Genomic DNA, 17,842 nt, shown 5'->3' on the forward strand with positions numbered 1-17,842 from the left:
TAACCCACACTCTCACTACAAACTTAAATGCTTGTTCACTGCCGCAGCTAATTCATCAGGGTTGAACTTTGCGATAAAGTCATTGGCACCGACCTTTTGTACCATGGCTTGGTTAAAGACTCCGCTTAATGAGGTATGCAGTACCACCTTAATATTTTTAAGCTTAGGATCATCACGGATCTCAGCAGTTAAGGTGTAACCATCCATTTCTGGCATCTCAATATCGGATATAATTAACGGGATCTCATCAGCGACATTATTCATTTCGCTTGCAATTGCCTTGAGTTTATCAAGCGCCTCTCGGCCATCTTTTGCCGTATCAATTTGTAAATTTAACGACTCTAGCGAACGGATGATCTGTTTACGAGCTACCGCAGAGTCATCAATGACCATAATATGGTAATGCTGGGTTCTATCAATGGTCAGCTGCTCGTTTACCTCTTCACTGATAGCCGTTTTGACTGGTGAGATTTCATCTAAAATTTTCTCAACATCGAGAATTTCAACCAATTCACCTTCTATCTCGGTAACCGCGGTTAAATAAGAATAACGGCCAGCACCTTGTGGTGGAGGCATAATGGCTTCCCAGTTCATGTTGATAATACGTTCCACAGAACTGACAAGGAAACCTTGCACACTCCGGTTATATTCCGAAATGATGATGAAGCAATTTTCAGTGCTCGCGAGCGGACGCCCTCCCGTTGCAGCACTCAGATCGATCACAGAAATAGTGGTACCGCGAATATGAGCAACACCTTTGACGTAAGGATTGAGTTTAGGCAATGTCGTTAACGGTGGGCATTGCAAAACTTCTTTCACTTTAAATACGTTTATCCCAAACCGTTGACGACCGTTTAACTTAAATAGCAACAGTTCTAGCCGGTTTTGACCTACGAGTTGGGTGCGTTTGTTGACTGAATCAAGAATACTCGACATAACTCTGCCTTGTTGTTCTGTTTATGTACGGCCCTAAAACTCGTTTGAGTATAGGCATATTAATTGCTTACGTCTTGTTATCGATAAACATAGTTGAAACTAAGTCAAACTTCTGACACCAGATCTCCTAGAAAGAAGCATTGAACAGTTTCACACTTGATAAAAGTATAGGTGCATTCTGGCGTTACAAGCTAGTCTCTTCATTATGAAAGTAAATTTAGTCCACTTTTTAAGAATTTTCGTACTTTTTATTTCCACAGCAGCCAATGCTGAAACAGTGGTACCTAGCGTATCGGCGATATCCGAATTAGCTAAAGCCCTTATTAATGAAAAGATTTCAGTTCCTACAAATGCGAAAATCGACATTAATCCACAAACGGTCGATCAACGAATGCTACCGGCGCAATGCACGTCACCGATAAAAGTCGAACTGGCATCGGATCGTGAAATTAGACGCAATAACACCGTTAAAGTCAGTTGTGATACACCCGATTTAGCCTATCCATGGCAAATTTTTATGTCTGTTCGAGTGGATATTCTTTTCCCTGTCGTTGTAGCAACAAAGCCTTTAGCACCTGGTGAATTAATCAGCCCAACACAAGTTGAAATCCGCTATGTTGACCAAAATAGTTTGCGCGGTATGCAATTTAGCGATATCAATCAGCTTTCAGGCGTACGCGTTAAGCGCCGAGTTGCGAAAAATAATCCTATTTTTGCTAACAACCTTTGCTTTGTCTGTAAAAATGACGCTGTGTCGATTTATGTACGTTCAAGTAATTTTGTATTAAAAACGGTGGGAGAAGCGCTACAAGATGGTAATATTGGCGACCAAATCCGAGTTAAAAATAGTAGCTCTAACAAAGAGCTAGATGCCACAGTCACGGCCATTGGCGAAGTAGAAGTTAGAATGTAAAATAGGCTAAAGCTTTTTGATGAGCTGCCGATACCCCAGTTAAGAAATCCCGTATACATGACGCTGGAGCCTAAAATGGCAATTGATATTAGCAAATTTAACGCCGGAACGGCTGCACAAGTCCGTTCAAACAGCACTAAACAGAGCAGCGAAAACGAGCAATCATCTCAGGTAGCGGCTAAATCGACTCCACTAAAGGGTGACTCTGTTGTCATTACGGCTCAAGCTCAACAGCTACAAGGAGCTCAAACCAAAATGGCAAGCCTTCCAGAAGTCGACCAAAAGAAAGTGGCAGAAATCAAACAAGCCATTGCCGAAGGTCGCTATAAAATTGACCCCGAAAGGTTGGCAGCAAACATCGCCAGCTTCGAAGCAGAATTAAATGAGCTTAATAAAGAGTAACTATGACTGAAATAGCTAAACTGGTAGATCAACAACACGCCCATTTGGCTGTTCTTAAACAAATTATCCTTAAAGAAAAAGGCGCTTTGGTTGACCAAAACGCCGATTTGCTTTTGTCGCTTGCTGAGCAAAAATCTAAATGCCTACAAGCCCTTAAAGCAAATGATGACTTTCTTGCAAATCACAGTGATAAATCGTTGCTCACTGAGCAAGCAGAATTGTCGGCTAAAATGGCTGTGGTCAAAGAAGCACTCATCGAGTGTAAAGATCTCAACGCACAAAATGCCAGTTTGATAGAAATGAATCTTGCGAGCCTAAACCGCTTTGCTCAGGCCTTGCAGGCGAGTCGAAATGCCACCACGCTGACGTATAACGATAAAGGCAAGACATCGACCTTTTCAAGCTTAGGCAATGATTTAAAAGCTTAAAGCGTTATCAATCCAAACGGGTTAGAAACAAAAACCGCGCTAAATTAGCGCGGTTTTTGTTATTGATAGCCTGTATGAGTTCAGATGTATTAGTTGTATTAGTTGTATTAGTTCAGTGAGCCATCACTTAAAAGTAAGTGACTTCTTTAATTCTTTGCGGGCGACTCTGCTGTTGATAAATTTGCCATACTTTAGAAAAATCGAGTTCTAACTCAGTAACATAGTGCTCACCTGCGGGATAGCTTTTTACAACTCTGGCACCGCGGATCACCCCAGTAACAGAAGCCTTAACATTGTCATCTGTGAGCATCCAATCACTGACACTGCTGTTAGCGGTGATCTTTTGTCCATATACTTGTTCGGCCAGTTCACGGTAAGCCACAATTTTAGACGCCTGCATCGCCATCAAGACTCTTTGGGATTGCTCTTTGGCAGGTTGCGTCGCCAAAGGTGCATAACCGATAGCCGTCAGCTTAGGGAAGCTTGTTGGAGGCACATCCTCCCATTCAACATACTTATCTTTAGCGGCACAACCTGTAAGTAGAAGCGCCGCGATAACTAAAAGGTAGCGTTTCATTTTTCATCTCCTAACACACGCACTTCGTTCATGCCAGGGGCCGACTGGCGATATAAAATTCCATCGTGAGAGATTATTTGCTCAGAGGGCTGCATATAATTGCTCAATTCTTTTTGTGTAACAAAGGTTTGCGAAGCAGAGACCACACGATTATTGCTTAACGTCACAATTCGAGTATTAATCGCCAAACCATTGGTTGTCGGACTCATTGTGGAGACCACAATATGATCGACTGGTAAGTTGGTCGATAGTTTTTGCCAATCACGCGTCAAAATAAAATCGCCATCGCCTGTGACGCGAAGTCCATCACCAAGATTTAACTCCACCACATTAAATTGAAAACTGTGCAAAGATGCCATGAGTCCCTGCTGCAATTGCAGAGCTACCGCATTGGTACTGCTCATATCACCCACTAATACTGGTGTAGTCACAACGATAGGTTGATCAGGTCGCAATGCATCATTTTGCTTGACTAACTCAGTCACGATACGTTGCGCCAAATGGTTAATCACCGCCGTTGGCGGCAAACCATTGCCATCAACTAAGTTAGGTTTTGGCGGAGCAACGGGTTTGGTCGCACACCCAACCAGCACCAAAAGAGCTAGGGGAATGAACGCACGCTTTAGCATGGGAGTAACCTCATTATCGATATCAATGCGCCTCAAAGCGAGCCGCGATCTTTGTCAAAAAGATTGCAATTATTAGACCAAGTCAAAAAACAGGCCAAACTAACTCACCTGATTATCGACAGCTGTGCCAATAACTTTACCCTATATACCTATTCAGCAACTTCAGGTTGTTTGGGGATATATCATAAATTAGGCACGGAACTTGCTTTTAGAGCCAATAAAACTGCCATTAAACTGACTCAACTGATTGGCACAACTTACGTAAGGGCTCATTGATGAACATACTCAAAAAGAACTTGCTCATAATTAGCAGCCTAGTGCTGGCAATCCTTCAAGCCAATCAAGTGCACGCTGAATGGGTCGAAGCCAGTGGTGAAGCGATCATCACCAACGGCAACATTGCCCAAGCGAGGGAAGAAGCCATCAATCAAGCGGTGAGCTATGCCACCCTCAGTACTGGGATCCAAATTTCCAGTGAACAACAAACCATTAATGGCAATCTGACACAAAACAGCTTTGCCATTAATCGTTATGCCCAAGCAATCAGTATTCAGCTCGTCAACGAACGCATTCAGGGAAATAAAATTTATGTTTCACTTAGACTCGACCTCAATGACGACCCAACTCAACAGTGCCCCACAGGCCAATTGAAAGCCGCAATACTAATCCCTCAGGCACAAATTAAAGACCGGGCACAGTTACGTTACGGACAATTATCGGGGTTTGAAGAAGCGATATCCGAAAAGCTCGGTAATAGCATAGATGACTATTCATCAACCGGATTTAGCCATATCCACGCAAAAGAAAGACTCGATATTGCACAAGAACTGGTCGATATCCGCGGCTATCGACTCCCGAGTTGGCTAAGTGAAATCACCGATAGCCAATATATTTTATTACCCCAAATCATCGACATATCGACAGAGCCTGTGCAATCCACTTTTATGGGGTGGTGGGATGAAGCGCCACTAAGACAATTCCAATTTAAGCTCAGCCTTTATCACGGCATTAGCGGCGAAGAAGTTTGGAGCAAAACCTACAACACTTCGGCACCATGGGAATTTGAAGAACAAGCTATTGTAGCCCCTAATAGTGATAGATTCTGGCGCTCATCCTATGGCAGAAATATCAGTCAACTTATACAAGAAGCGACCCGAGATATAGATAAAACACTCAACTGCAGGCCACTACTTGGACAAGTCGTCAGCCGTCAAGGTGACAGAATTATCCTCAACTTAGGTCGTAAACATGGGATCCGTGTTAGTGATAAGTTTCAGGTAGTGTTGCAGCGAAATTTACCAGACAGACTGAATGAAATGCGGGCCGTTGCAACTAAAAGCCGAGCAACAGTACAAATTGAACAAGTGAGTGAAGAAAGTGCAACAGCGGTACTCGTTGACCAAAATGCGGTTTACAATGTACAGATAAACGACATTGCGCTTAAGATTTAAGCAACTAAATCATAAGCCTTTTAATCAAAGATAAAACCAGTATAATCACCAGCGTCTCTTCATAGCTCAACAGGATAGAGCAGCCGCCTCCTAAGCGGCCGATCGGGGTTCGAGTCCCTGTGGAGAGACCAGATAGTGATGTCGGTAATATCAACACGAAAGCTTCCGAGGAAACGGAATGACTGAACTATTTGCCACTAATCTGAGTATTATTGCTAAACGCTGGCCAATTGTGGCCGCTGCGATAAAAAGCCAATCAATTGACCATCTTGATGCGCACTTAGTCCAAGGCCAAAACCAAACTATCAGCGTTAATGGCATTCAGCTCAGCAGCCGTCATGACCGCATCGCTGAAGCACAGCTGTTTATTAGCACCCTTCCCTCAAATGCTCACCAAGTCACGGTTTATGGCGTGGGTATGGGTGATGTACCGAGTCTGTTGATTGAAAATCCACACTATACTCGCATTGAAGTCTGCATTTTAAACTTAGCCGTATTCGCATTACTGCTTTGTTACACCGATCAGAGAGAGTGGCTAAGTCATTCTAATGTGCTATTAAATGCTATGCCCAGTGCAACGCTGCAATTTCCGAATGTTGCCATTACTCCAGATCTTAATCTCGTCAGTGATGACAATGCCACTCTGAGGGATCTCTTGGTGATGGAGCTTAATCGTGATTTCACCAATCGACACCATCAAATCGATGATCCTCAGATCCTTAAGCGCTTTGCCGATAATCAGGTGTTTATTACTAATGATCCCGATGCTGCCCATTTAACTAAAAGCTACAATCCATATAAAGTAATCGTTATAGGCTCAGGTCCGTCTTTAGAAGAACATTATGCCTATCTTAAGGCGTTGAATTTAAGCCCATCGAGACCCTTATTGATTGCTGCGGATACAGCTTTACGTGGCTTACTTCACCATCAGATTAAGCCTGATATAGTGGTCTGTATTGACGGTTTAATTTCCTCCTATCATTTGCCTTTGTCAGAAACCCAAGAAATCAATCTTGTGTATTTTCCTCGGGTAGCCCCCGAAGTATTAGCCCATTGGCTAGGGCCAAGATTTGTGGCTTATGGCACGAGTAAAATTTACGACAGCATGTACCAGCTGAACCCCAAGCTGAGGCTGTTTACAAATGGCAGTGTGATTCACCCAGCAATTGATTTAGCCGTTAAGTTACATGCTAAGGAAATCACGCTATTAGGCTGTGACTTTTGTTACTGCAATAATAAAAGTCATGCTTTTTGGAATGATTATCCATTTGAAAGCAATGACAAATCTGAAAAAATATGGGTTGAAGCTGTGATACAAAAGGTGAAAGAAGCAAAGCATTGGTTGATTAATGGTAAAGGCCAACGGATTGCTACAGATCTTAATCTTCGCGCTTATTTACGACATTTAGAGCGCTATATTGCTAAACATCCACAGGTGAAATTTTACCAAGCCAGTTTATCGGGCGCGAAGATCCGCGGTTCGCAATATAAGGAGCTGATTTAATGTCGTTCAAACCACATAATTCATCAAAACAGTCCCTTGAAGACATGCTTTGTCAAGCGGCTCACTCCTTCCGTTTAGGCAAAGAAGCTCAGGCCTCAGTGGAATTTCGTTTATGCCTCGATTCAATAGAGAAACATCACCCCGAGCTGATGCAATTACCGTCATTTCAGCAAATGCTGGCGCCAATGCTACAAGCTCAGGAGCAACACGATTGGCTAAGTCTTGCAGATTACTTAGAGCATGAACTCATTAGCCTTGTCAGTAGCTAAAACACTAACATAAAGCTTCCCTATCATTTGCCGTTAATACGTTATCAACGCCATTTAGTGAGCCACTATGACTAAACATTCCCCTGTCTTTATCGCCGAAGTTTCTAGTAACCATCATAGAGACTTACAACGTTGCATAGAATTTATCAAAACAGCTGCAGAGATAGGTTGCGATGCCGTTAAGTTTCAATTGTTTAAAATTGAAGAACTGTTTGCACCTGAGATTCTATCTAAGAGTGAAATGCATCGTAAACGTAAAGAATGGGAGTTGCCCGTCAGTTTTCTGCCCCAACTCAAGCAATCCTGCAATGAATACGGTATTCAGTTTTCTTGTACCCCGTTTTATCTCGACGCAGTAGCAGAGCTTGAACCCTTTGTAGATTTCTACAAGATCGCATCCTATGAATTACTTTGGGACGACCTGCTAGTGGCCTGCGCGAAAACAGGAAAACCAGTTGTGATTTCAGCGGGCATGGCTAATTTTGAGGAAATTGACCATGCGATTGATGTGTTGCAAAATGCTGGCTGTCAGGATATTACATTATTACACTGTGTATCAGCCTATCCGACGCCAAAAGCAGATTGTAACTTAGCTGTGCTTGGACGTTTCCGTGAACGCTACAACATTAAAGTGGGTTGGTCTGATCACTCTGTTTCACCGGCTGTGATTCGCCGCGCCGTTAATCGTTGGTTAGCTGATTGTATTGAGTTCCATATTGACCTAGACAAACAGGGCGCAGAATATGCTGCAGGCCACTGTTGGTTACCAGAACAAATGCAACTTGTCATAAATGAATGCAGAGAAGCGCAACTACTTGATGGCAGACCGGATAAAGTATTAGCGCCCAGTGAAGCACCTGATCGAGATTGGCGTGCAGATCCAATAGATGGGTTACGACCACTAAAGCATATTCGCTCACATTTTTAGAAAGTTGTAGTATCGAATAACACTGGATATAAAATCCTGTGTTATTCATCACATGGTTAACAAACTTCAAATACAATCGTTTTGTAAACCCAAGCTATTCGCATCTCTAACTCTTCAAAAGAATCTGCAATTACAATAAATACACCAGCCCTATCCGAATGACTGCAAATTGGTCTTATTATTTCATCAAAATTGACAAAAAATTCTAACTTTTTGACGAAATTCTGAGATTTAACTTGTTCAATCCCGTGAATAGCGACCAGTTGACCTTCATTAGGGAAAAAGTAACGGTTGGCTACAAATTGGTTTTGCTTTGGTATTAATATATCAAAATTAGGCGGTATATCTAACGCAATTTCTAGCGCTGTTCGAACATAGTTAACGCCTAAACCTAACGGAACAAGACTTTCTGAAAAATCACCTCCGCTTAATCTAGTAGCGACCTCAATAACTTTTGGCCCCGAAGAGGTATAAACAATATCTCCTTTTATCACACCACTTCTAATTTCTAATGCTTTGGCAACATCATCAATTAATCGCTCAATCTCACTTCGCTGCTGTTGCGATAAACGACTCGGTTGCCAACCACCATTTTCAATAATATATGGAGCAAAAACATCCAACATTTCATAATTACGGTCAACAAATCCAATAGTATGTCCTTTCCCTTGATAAAATAAGGTTTCAGTACTGATCTGTGGACCTTCTAGATATTCTTCAATGATGAGCTTACCACTAAATGACTCTTGAAGAGAACATCGGTATAAAGTTTCTAAATCAGCCCCCTCTTTTAACAAGAACACACCTCTGGCTCCGGAGCGATCAACTGGTTTAAGAACGAGTGGAAACCCTCGTTCAACAACTAACTCACACAGATGCTCAAAACTATCCACTGCAGAAAACCAAGGAATCGCAATACCCTTTTCAGCAAAACATTCCTTCATCAATAGTTTATTGGTTGCAATCTTGGCAGCCTTTAACGGAATACAAGGAACAGACAGATATTCTGCAAGAGCGGACACATATTGCGAAATATCGCTTCCCATTACAGCAACACCATGCACAGGGATATTTAACCCATCGACAAATGCTTTTAGTGCTGGTAAATCCCTTGTACTAACGACGGCATATTGATCAGCCATTAAAAAGCCAGGGGACTTAGGGTTACCATCAACAACGATAACATGATGCCCCATCGCCTTTGCCGTTTTGATTGCAAAGATTTGATCTGAGCTAGCGCCTAAAAGCAATAGATTCTTGGCTTTAGTTATCAAGAATTGCTCCTCCACTCACTGCAAGTATTTGCCCTGTCATATACTGTTGCTCATCCGAGGCCAAAAATACACAAGCATCTGAAATATCTTCGATTCTTCCAGCTCTTTTTAGCAAAGTCATATCTATGACCTTAGCTCCTGCAGGCGAATCAATTTCATCAGCGGTCTGATCAGTACGAATTAGTCCAGGAGCAACAGCATTAACAAGAATATTGTGTTCTGCTCCATAACGAGCAAGTATTTTAGTTAAACTATTTAAACCAGCCTTTGATACAGCATAATGTACTGTCTTAGGACCATGATACTGGCCCGCTACAGAGGATATGTTGATAATCCGGCCACCACCAGCGGCTTTCATTAGTGGAAAAATCTCTTGGCAACACATAAAAGGGCCTTTTAGATTAGTCCCCATTATCATATCCCAAGCTTCATCCGTTATTTCATCAAACCAACCTCTTTGATTAATGCCAGCATTATTTACCAAAATATCGATACGCCCAAATTCAAGTTGTGATTTCTGTATTAGATATTGAATCTCATCACGCTTTGTAATATCTGCACGAATAGCGATAACTTTACATCCAAAGTTTTTAAGCTTATTAACTACGTTCGCTGCAGCTTCACTATTGGTATTATAATTAATGATGACGTCAGCACCTTCTTTCGCAAACGCTTCCGCAATACCAGCACCGATTCCTCTTGAAGCGCCCGTGATAAGTGCTACTTTTCCTGTGAGTCTACCCACTCATTTATCCTCTTGATATTCTGTCCAACGCTGCTGGATTTGCATAATTATTTGCTGAGCAGTTATACCCGCTTCATCACTACATTCTTGCTTACTTCCAGGGCGAATAAAACGATCAATAATGCCACTTCTAAAGACTCGGAAATTGACATCAGAATCACTGAAACTTTCAAGTAGTAAGGAGCCAAACCCACCCGCTAATATACTCTCTTCGAGAGTGATGATGTCCATACCAGAAACTAATAATTCAAGAATCTCATTTGAAGGAAACGGCTTAATAGTCTGTACACAGATAATACCAAATGTCCTACCCAATTTAGCTAAACGTGATTTTAACTCCCAGGCTTTAGCTAATGTATTTCCAAGACAAATAACAAAGCCATCTTCTCCCATAGCAGCCACAGACAAGCCGCGCTGAAGGACTCCAGACAGAGGCTCTGGTATAATTAAAGGCTCATAAGGATGTAAAATAACCATAGGTCCCATTGGGTTCTCTAATCGTTTTTCTAACAACCTTTTAGCTTCTGCACTATTTATAGGATATTCCAGTTGCATATTCGGGAATGATTTTAAGTATGGAATATCATAAACTCCATGATGAGTGGAACCATCATAACCAGCAAAGCCAGCCCTAACACCTAACACTGTAATAGGTAAATTCATATAACAAGCATCGTGTAATAACTGGTCAAATGCTCTTTGCATAAAAGTGGTTTGCATACATACCACGGGCTTTAACCCTTCCAGAGCCATACCACAAGCCATTCCAACAGCGTGTTGCTCTGCCATTCCAACATCAATTACGCGATCAGGAAACTGGATAGACAAATAATCTAAAGACGATGCATAAGGTGTGGCAGGTGTAATAACATTAATTTTAGTATCTAATGTCATTAATTCTGCTAATTTTTCGGCCAAAACCACAGCAAAAGTCTTACCCGAAACGGTTGGTGATGCCCCCAGTCCAGATACTGCATCGAAAGGCATTGAAAAATGCATTTTATAAGGATGAGTTGCAGCACAGGCTAAACCTTTACCTTTCTCTGTTTTAACATGTACAACTGTTGGCTGACCTAGTGACTTGGCATGAGTAAGCGCAAGAACAACATCTTCTGAACAATGACCATTTTGAACACCAATATAGTTGTAACCTAGACTTTCAAAAAAATGTTGAGATTTCTTATGCCAATCAACACCAGTGGTAAGCTGCCTTAAACCGCCAATTGATGGTGCGATAGCCATCTCATTATCATTTACAACTATCACAAGTTTAGAGTTCTTATCTACGCTACCAAAGTTGAGAGCTTCAAATGCCATTCCTTCAACCAAAGAACCGTCACCAATAATGACAACTGTATAATGATCGGATTTTTTAGTTTTTAATGCCGCAGCAATACCTGTTGCTAATGATATTGAGGTTCCAGCATGCGAGGCATCAATGATATCGTGCTCGCTTTCCTCTCTTGCAATAAAACGACTCATTCCATTATAGGTATTTAAAGATTCGAACTTTTTTCTCCGACCAGTAATCAATTTATGAGTATACCCTTGATGACCAGTATCAAAAATAATTTTGTCAACAGGGGAGTCAAATACATAATGGATTGCAATAGTCAACTCAATGACGGACAGATTTGCTCCAATATGTCCTCCAGTAGTGGAAATCTTGTCGATTAAAAAACGGCGGATTTTATCTGCTTCTATATCAAGAGCCTTAATTGGTAAATTTTTAAGCTCAATAGTCGAGTTTATAAATTTAAGTTCATCATTAACTGCCATAAAAAATCCTTAAATTTAACGAATTGGTTTTATACAAACCAAAACAGTATTAGTACCATAAGGATCTGCATCATCATGTATAATGCCAGCCTTAATACCAATTACCTTAACAACGTGAAAATACTGCCCCGTCAATTTAAGGAGATAATCCAAATTATACTCAACTAAGTGACAGGAATTAACTGGAATATGACCATAACTATTTTGTGGTGTACTGAGAATTAACATGCCACCAGGCTTGATGATACGTAGCAACTCTTTGAGACAAGCGTCTTCTGGTACATGTTCCAATGTTTCAAAACAGGTAACACCATCATAACTATTATCATCAAATGACATATTAGTTATATCTTCAACAAAAAATTCTACGTTTTGTTGAGATGAATTCTGCCTAGCAAAATTGACACTTTCCGCATCTAAATCAGCTCCATGTACCAAGGATAGTGAAGATGACATCATGCGAACACCATAGCCATCAGCACAAGCAATATCCAAAACCCTCATGTTCTTTTTAAGATATTTAAGTGCTATTTGATAGTGATAACCTAGTCTATCGCCACTAGCAATCCGATGGCTATTAACTTCTTGGCGTGGGATCTCATAGATAGGTTGCGCCAATTGCCTACATTCATTTAAATACTCATCAGAATATTGAGGCAAGACTTTTAAGTGTTCAAACTTATAATCATAACGATTCAGTTCAAAATACGTTTTAGGATGAACATGAAATTTAGCCAACTCAGGAGTAGTGAGAAGATTAGCAAGCTCACGAAGAGCTCCGACTCGAAAAATCTCAGAACTAAAATGAACAGGAAAATCAGCTGGTAACTTAATGCAATCGAGATTTTTTTGTTGTGCAATGGTTAACATTTGTTGGCTAAGATTAAAATCAAAACAGAAATGGATTCCGTCAACACGAACAATGTAATCATCATCTGTTAGCTCTATTGATGCTGCAATCATACGTTTAAGTGGGCTTTCATCAAATCCGTAAAATGCCGTCAAACGCTTATCTGCAATAATTTCCACAACCTTATTTAGCTCACCATCACGATCAAATTCTGGTGCAACAAGACATAATTGAGCGTCAGGGAATGCGGCTAATGCATGTCTAATTGTCCTAACAACGGCGATTTCACCATTCACTAGCCCCATGCAAATATCCCGTCCCCCCGCCCAAGAACGAGAGCTAGCTTGAATCAATACTTTAACATTACTCATAGATATCCCTAATGATGTTCTCTAGATTTTCTTTGCAAAAAGGACAACTTCTCGCCCCATTCCTGCGGAAGCAAGTGCCTGATAAAACCTTCTCTTAACCTGATTTTTACCAGAGTGTAACAGCTGAGTATCAAATCTCATCCGCTTTTTATGGCAAGAACGTCCAAGCTCAGGGGAATCAACATAATTATCCCCCATCAGTAAAAACATATCGATGGGAAAAGTCGTCTCCTGCAGCACAACCTCAAATCCTTGAGAGATCAGTAAATTGCCCAAGGTCTCAAAGCTAAAATAATTAAGATGATGCGGTGGGGCCACCCACCAGGGACGATATCCCTCATACGTTCGCAGCGCTTCTTGAAATGGGTTGTAATCATTAGGAACAACAACACACAATATACCACCTTGTACTAGAGACTCTCTAAAAAGTGATACCATTTCCCTTGGATTAGGGATGTGCTCAAGAACTGCATTTGCATGAATTGCATCAAATTTTCCTAGTGAAGTCGCTGTCTTATGATTAAAGAAATTCTCAACGACTTCAGCCCCTAATCCCCTTGCGTGCTCACAAGCTTGCGCAGATGGTTCAATCCCCATCGATTTCCAACCCCGCTTCTGGCCATAACTCACAAAATAACCTGGGCCAGAACCTACATCTAATATACGTCGAGCCGTAGTAGGTAAAAACTCTTCAAAAGTATCATAGCGATCGGAATACACTGCATTCCACCAATTTTTATCCTCTTCTGTTTCTTGGAGAAATAGAGGTTTATCTAGAGTGTAGTATTCATGCCGATAGATTTTTTCAAGCTCGGCTAACGTTGGCAGAGGATGGATGTGTTTAAATCCACACATTTGACATTCAATCACTTGGAAACCATTGATCTCGTCAACGAGATGTCCCATATGTTGTTCAGATGTTTTTTGATGCATCTCGGTTCCTCAGATAGATAATGTCAGTAAGTTGGCGTTTCAAAGAATAGCAAATTTTAAGCCAATTAATATGACGTTGTAACAACCTACTGATAACTGCTAAGATTTTAGTCGTGGGTCAGTAACTTGTGATACATCTACTGCATTTGTAATTTTTGAACTTAACCATCTCATTTAGCCATTTAATAACTAAGGTGTATGCGAAAATGCCCAAGGTTCAACCCGTCGCACTATATACAGTGTTCCATTTAAACTTGGCCTTTTCCTCCATTGAAAATGAACAACATTGCGAAGTCATTCGCAAATGCTATTGGCCACTCCTACAGATAGTGCAAAAAGGTATCCCTGTTGGAATTGAAATGACGGCCTATACCTTAGAAGCAGTTCAACAGGTTGACCCTCTGTGGGTAGCGGAATTCAAACTATTGCTCCAACAAGGAATGTGCGAACTTATCGCCAGCGGTGATAGCCAAATTATTGGGCCTTTGGTTCCTGCACAAGTCAATCAGGCTAACCTCCGTCTTGGGCAGGATACCTATCACAGCTTGCTTGGGGTGCGTCCTCAAATTGCCTATATCAATGAGCAAGCCGTTTCAGCAGGGCTCTTAGATGTTTATATCGACCAAGGTTTTGAAGCTGTAGTGGTGGAATGGGATAATCCCTACTCCCATAATCCAAACTGGTCCAACACACTGTTGGACAGGCCACAGAGTTTACAAGCCGCAAGTGGTAGAACAATTAAGGTGATTTGGAACCACGCAATCGCTTTTCAAAAGTTCCAGCGTTATGTTCATGGCGAATTAACGCTAGAGGATTATCTGCACTATCTCGTTAAAATATTCAAACCAGGCATGTTGGCCTTTCCTGTTTATGGCAGTGATGCCGAAGTGTTCGACTTTCGTCCCGGTCGCTATCAAACTGAGGCGGATCAAGTTGAAGGGGAATGGCAGCGGATTTCCACCCTTTTTAACACTCTTGCGGGGATGGACAACTATTGTTGGCAGTTACCTCAACACATTCTTAAGTTTTGGCAAGAATCAAATGCGGTGGAAATCACCAATGCAGAGCATCCGGTTTCAGTCAAAAAACAGGCCAAATATAATGTTAGCCGCTGGGGATTAAGCGGTCGTAATGACCTCCTACTCAACAGTCAATGCTATCAACGATTTGCCACACTCACACATAATCCACATGCAACAGAGCAAGACTGGCGAAACTTGTGCCGTATGTGGGCAAGCGATCTGCGAACCCATATCACCGCAAAACGCTATCAGCAACTTAACTTGGTTGCTAATCCTGCTAATGCGCCAGTATTTGCGCCTTGGGAAGCACAAGAAGATATTCAGATTGAGTACGATACACAAAGACGTCGTTTGCATATTCGTACCCCTAAAGTACACCTGAGCCTAAATGGTAACCGTGGATTGGCTATTGATAAATTAGCCTTTAAGTCCCACGCCTTTGAACCCGTCCTAGGTACCTTATCCCATGGTTTCTTCGACCATATTAGTTATGGTGCTGATTTCTACTCGAATCATTTGTTAATGGAACGATTTCGTGCACGTGATCGTGTCACCGATCTCAATCGAGTAAATTATGAATTGGGCTGCGCAGAGGGCAATTTAGTGATTTATTGCCGTCAATCATTAAAAAGTGGCGCCATCATTAAATGGTACCGTATCGAGCATGAATCTTTGCATACAGGCCTTTTCTTTGAGGACAAGCAGCGCCCTGAAGCCTCAATCCGACTCAGTTATCTGACTTTACTCGGCTGTGATAATAGAGCTTGGTACCAGACCAATCTCGGTGGTGTTAAGGAAGAGTTTTTTCAAATACAAGAGGATATGGACCAAGGTTCTCCTGTATCTTCAATTGTTTCGGCAAATAGCGCCATTGGTGCTACTGCTGGCCAAATTCGGTTTGGCAGCGGCCAATGTGGCGTGCGATTAACTTGGGATCCCGCCAATTGTGCTGCACTCCCCATGATTTCGAGTAAAAAAATAGATGATAAATACCTTAATCGATTATGGTTTTCGTTAGCCGAAGCCGATGAGACACTCAAGGAAGGTGGCAATTTACTCGATTTCAATCTCTGTATTACCCCAGAGAGTATTAATCTATGACCAAAATACTCGCCATCATTGGCGCACGCCTTAACTCTAGTCGCTTAGCTGGTAAACATTTGCTACCACTCGCTTGTGATGCCGCAGGTAATACACTTCCTATCATTGGCCATATTTTAAGACGCCTAAAGACGTGTAGCACAATTAGTGCAATAGAACTTGCCACAACTGCAGATGAGTTCAACCAACCCCTAATCAATTGGGCACAAGAAAACCAGCTAACCTGTGTCCCCTTTGAAGGTGATGTTAATGATCTGATGGGCAGGCTTGATAGGATCATCCAGCGACAACAGCCTGATTATATCGTGTATATCTGTGGTGATTGCCCACTTATAGACCCCAATTTTATCGATCACGCTCTGCGAGCCCTGAAAGCCTCAGATAAAGACACTATCACACTCAAAGAAGGGATCATTTCACTCCATGAAGGGATGGGGTTTTATACTAGATCTGGCTGGAATAGGTTGATGGCCGTTAGTGATTGTGTAATGTCACGGGAGCATGTGGGATATGGTGATAAATTAAGACCTGTATTAACAAAACGATATATCGATGACAGCGGTAATTATGGAAAAATTACCCATCGTATTTCAGTAGATACCCATGCTGACTATCGCTTTATGGTTGAAGTCTATCGCCGATGGTATGTAAACAATCCAACTGAAACAGTTGTCAGTTTAGAGTGGGTACAAGAAGAGTTACTAAAAGATTCTGCTCTGTTCGCCATAAATGCCCATGTACAACAAAAGGCTGCTAATAAAAACTATGCTAAGGCGAGTATCTATTGTCATCTGGGGCCTCAAATAGGTTTAGGACATTTCAAGCGCTCAGAATTAATTGCCAATGCATTGCAGGAACATTTAAGCATAGGAGTGAATATTCACACTTATAGCGAAGCTGGACAACGAGTAGACTCAAGCTCAAAAGTAGTGTGGCATGAGGATGAGCAAGCATTGCTCAGCGCATTAACCGAAGATCAAAATCCATTAGTGCTACTTGATTTTCATCCTAACTTTATCGATTTAGAATCATTTGCCAATAGGCTAGCAGGGCTAGCTAAGCGTGGTACAAAGCGGATTGGCATCGATAAAATGGTACCGCTACTGGATGTACTGGATTGGCTATTTATTCCAAGCTTCAATTGTCCAGCCCATCATCCCAAAATATCCGCTGGCTGGCAAAATTATCTCTTTAGCACAATTCCACAAGCGGCTAAGCAAGCACAAATTCTAGTTCTCACGGGGGGTAGCGATGCGTTGGGCTATGGCCGAGAACTCCCAACGATACTGGACTCCATTGGTACTGATTGGCCCATTTTATGGATTCAAGGCCCACTGGCTCCAGCTCCCCAACTGCCCCCAAATTCAGCCATAGTGGTTCAACAAAATCCTGACAACCTTAAAGAAATAATCGCTCAATCAGAGATCATTTTAAGCTGTTATGGCTTATCGCTATTTGAGTCCATTTATGGGAAAGCAGCAACCCTACTTCTCCCCCCCCAACATCTCTGTGATGAAGCCGAACTCATCGCCCTCAATCAAGAACGCTGTTGTCTAGTGAGCGACTCATTGGAAGAAGCAAAGGTGATGTTACAACAACTGCTTACAGAGCCCGAACAAAGAAGGTCTCTTCAGAACCAAGCAACAAGAGTCTTTGAATCACACCAAGGAATACAAGCGCTTATAGATGATATCCGCCACTTATTGGGAGCGGTAAACTAACACTATTGA

At 41.8% G+C, this 17,842-nt stretch carries 17 protein-coding genes and 1 tRNA gene; 10 read left to right on the top strand and 8 right to left on the bottom strand.

Annotated features, from left to right (window positions below):
- Positions 1–15 precede the first annotated feature (15 nt).
- Positions 16–936 carry a chemotaxis protein CheV gene (locus tag H9J30_RS01635; RefSeq protein WP_240129402.1) on the bottom strand — a complete coding sequence of 307 codons (921 nt, stop codon included), beginning with the start codon at positions 934–936 and terminating at the stop codon, positions 16–18.
- 205 nt (positions 937–1,141) lie between these two features.
- Between H9J30_RS01635 and flgA the strand changes: the two genes are divergently transcribed.
- The 3 genes from flgA (at position 1,142) to H9J30_RS01650 (ending at position 2,679) form a co-directional block, all read left to right on the top strand.
- Complete coding sequence (flgA, locus tag H9J30_RS01640) at positions 1,142–1,849, top strand: flagellar basal body P-ring formation chaperone FlgA (RefSeq protein ID WP_240129403.1); 708 nt, start codon at positions 1,142–1,144, stop codon at positions 1,847–1,849.
- Between the two features lie 75 nt (positions 1,850–1,924).
- Positions 1,925–2,251, top strand: a complete 327-nt coding sequence (gene flgM / locus H9J30_RS01645; protein ID WP_240129404.1) for a flagellar biosynthesis anti-sigma factor FlgM — start codon at positions 1,925–1,927, stop codon at positions 2,249–2,251.
- 2 nt (positions 2,252–2,253) lie between these two features.
- Positions 2,254–2,679 (top strand): flagella synthesis protein FlgN, encoded by a 426-nt coding sequence (locus tag H9J30_RS01650; RefSeq protein ID WP_240129405.1) that lies wholly within the window; start codon positions 2,254–2,256, stop codon positions 2,677–2,679.
- 127 nt (positions 2,680–2,806) lie between these two features.
- On the opposite strand, the gene H9J30_RS01655 is transcribed toward H9J30_RS01650, so the two are convergent.
- Together H9J30_RS01655 and H9J30_RS01660 are read right to left on the bottom strand one after the other, a co-directional pair.
- Positions 2,807–3,256 (bottom strand): LPP20 family lipoprotein, encoded by a 450-nt coding sequence (locus H9J30_RS01655; protein WP_011073139.1) that lies wholly within the window; start codon positions 3,254–3,256, stop codon positions 2,807–2,809.
- Positions 3,253–3,885 (bottom strand): FlgO family outer membrane protein, encoded by a 633-nt coding sequence (locus tag H9J30_RS01660; RefSeq protein ID WP_224021835.1) that lies wholly within the window; start codon positions 3,883–3,885, stop codon positions 3,253–3,255. The genes H9J30_RS01655 and H9J30_RS01660 overlap by 4 nt, the downstream gene beginning before the upstream one ends.
- Before the next feature lie 275 nt (positions 3,886–4,160).
- Here H9J30_RS01660 and H9J30_RS01665 point away from each other — a divergent pair, with 275 nt between their 5' ends.
- The 5 genes from H9J30_RS01665 to H9J30_RS01685 all read left to right on the top strand — a co-directional run bounded on the left by H9J30_RS01665 (position 4,161) and on the right by H9J30_RS01685 (position 8,037).
- Entirely contained in the window at positions 4,161–5,336 is a 1,176-nt protein-coding gene (locus H9J30_RS01665; protein ID WP_240129406.1) for a flagellar assembly protein FlgT, read from the top strand.
- Between the two features lie 55 nt (positions 5,337–5,391).
- A tRNA-Arg gene (locus H9J30_RS01670) sits at positions 5,392–5,467 on the top strand.
- 47 nt (positions 5,468–5,514) lie between these two features.
- Positions 5,515–6,840 (top strand): motility associated factor glycosyltransferase family protein, encoded by a 1,326-nt coding sequence (locus tag H9J30_RS01675; protein ID WP_240129407.1) that lies wholly within the window; start codon positions 5,515–5,517, stop codon positions 6,838–6,840.
- The gene (locus tag H9J30_RS01680) at positions 6,840–7,109 is read left to right on the top strand and encodes a hypothetical protein (RefSeq protein ID WP_240129408.1); all 270 of its coding nucleotides are present in this window, start codon (positions 6,840–6,842) and stop codon (positions 7,107–7,109) included. The genes H9J30_RS01675 and H9J30_RS01680 overlap by 1 nt, the downstream gene beginning before the upstream one ends.
- 67 nt (positions 7,110–7,176) lie before the next feature.
- A complete protein-coding gene (locus tag H9J30_RS01685) occupies positions 7,177–8,037 on the top strand; it encodes an N-acetylneuraminate synthase family protein (protein ID WP_240129409.1) in 861 nt (286 codons plus the stop codon).
- 56 nt (positions 8,038–8,093) lie between these two features.
- Here H9J30_RS01685 and H9J30_RS01690 read toward each other — a convergent pair whose 3' ends face one another.
- Genes H9J30_RS01690 through H9J30_RS01710 form a run of 5 tightly spaced genes read right to left on the bottom strand, consistent with a single transcriptional unit; the run spans position 8,094 to position 13,989 of the window.
- Positions 8,094–9,311 carry an ATP-grasp domain-containing protein gene (locus H9J30_RS01690; protein ID WP_224021832.1) on the bottom strand — a complete coding sequence of 406 codons (1,218 nt, stop codon included), beginning with the start codon at positions 9,309–9,311 and terminating at the stop codon, positions 8,094–8,096.
- Positions 9,301–10,056 (bottom strand): SDR family NAD(P)-dependent oxidoreductase, encoded by a 756-nt coding sequence (locus H9J30_RS01695; RefSeq protein ID WP_240129410.1) that lies wholly within the window; start codon positions 10,054–10,056, stop codon positions 9,301–9,303. Before H9J30_RS01695 ends, H9J30_RS01690 begins: the two co-directional genes overlap by 11 nt.
- Positions 10,057–11,835, bottom strand: coding sequence for a 1-deoxy-D-xylulose-5-phosphate synthase (locus H9J30_RS01700; RefSeq protein WP_240129411.1), 1,779 nt, complete (start codon positions 11,833–11,835; stop codon positions 10,057–10,059). It lies immediately after the preceding gene.
- 15 nt (positions 11,836–11,850) lie between these two features.
- The gene (locus tag H9J30_RS01705; RefSeq protein ID WP_240129412.1) at positions 11,851–13,056 is read right to left on the bottom strand and encodes a class I SAM-dependent methyltransferase; all 1,206 of its coding nucleotides are present in this window, start codon (positions 13,054–13,056) and stop codon (positions 11,851–11,853) included.
- Between the two features lie 21 nt (positions 13,057–13,077).
- Complete coding sequence (locus H9J30_RS01710) at positions 13,078–13,989, bottom strand: class I SAM-dependent methyltransferase (RefSeq protein ID WP_240129413.1); 912 nt, start codon at positions 13,987–13,989, stop codon at positions 13,078–13,080.
- A 206-nt stretch (positions 13,990–14,195) separates the two neighbouring features.
- Between H9J30_RS01710 and H9J30_RS01715 the strand changes: the two genes are divergently transcribed.
- Together H9J30_RS01715 and H9J30_RS01720 are read left to right on the top strand one after the other, a co-directional pair.
- Positions 14,196–16,112, top strand: a complete 1,917-nt coding sequence (locus H9J30_RS01715) for a glycoside hydrolase (RefSeq protein WP_240129414.1) — start codon at positions 14,196–14,198, stop codon at positions 16,110–16,112.
- Positions 16,109–17,833, top strand: a complete 1,725-nt coding sequence (locus tag H9J30_RS01720) for a glycosyltransferase family protein (protein ID WP_240129415.1) — start codon at positions 16,109–16,111, stop codon at positions 17,831–17,833. Before H9J30_RS01715 ends, H9J30_RS01720 begins: the two co-directional genes overlap by 4 nt.
- Positions 17,834–17,842: the final 9 nt, after the last annotated feature.

The sequence above is a fragment of the Shewanella cutis genome (assembly GCF_022410515.1).
Taxonomy (GTDB): domain Bacteria; phylum Pseudomonadota; class Gammaproteobacteria; order Enterobacterales; family Shewanellaceae; genus Shewanella; species Shewanella cutis.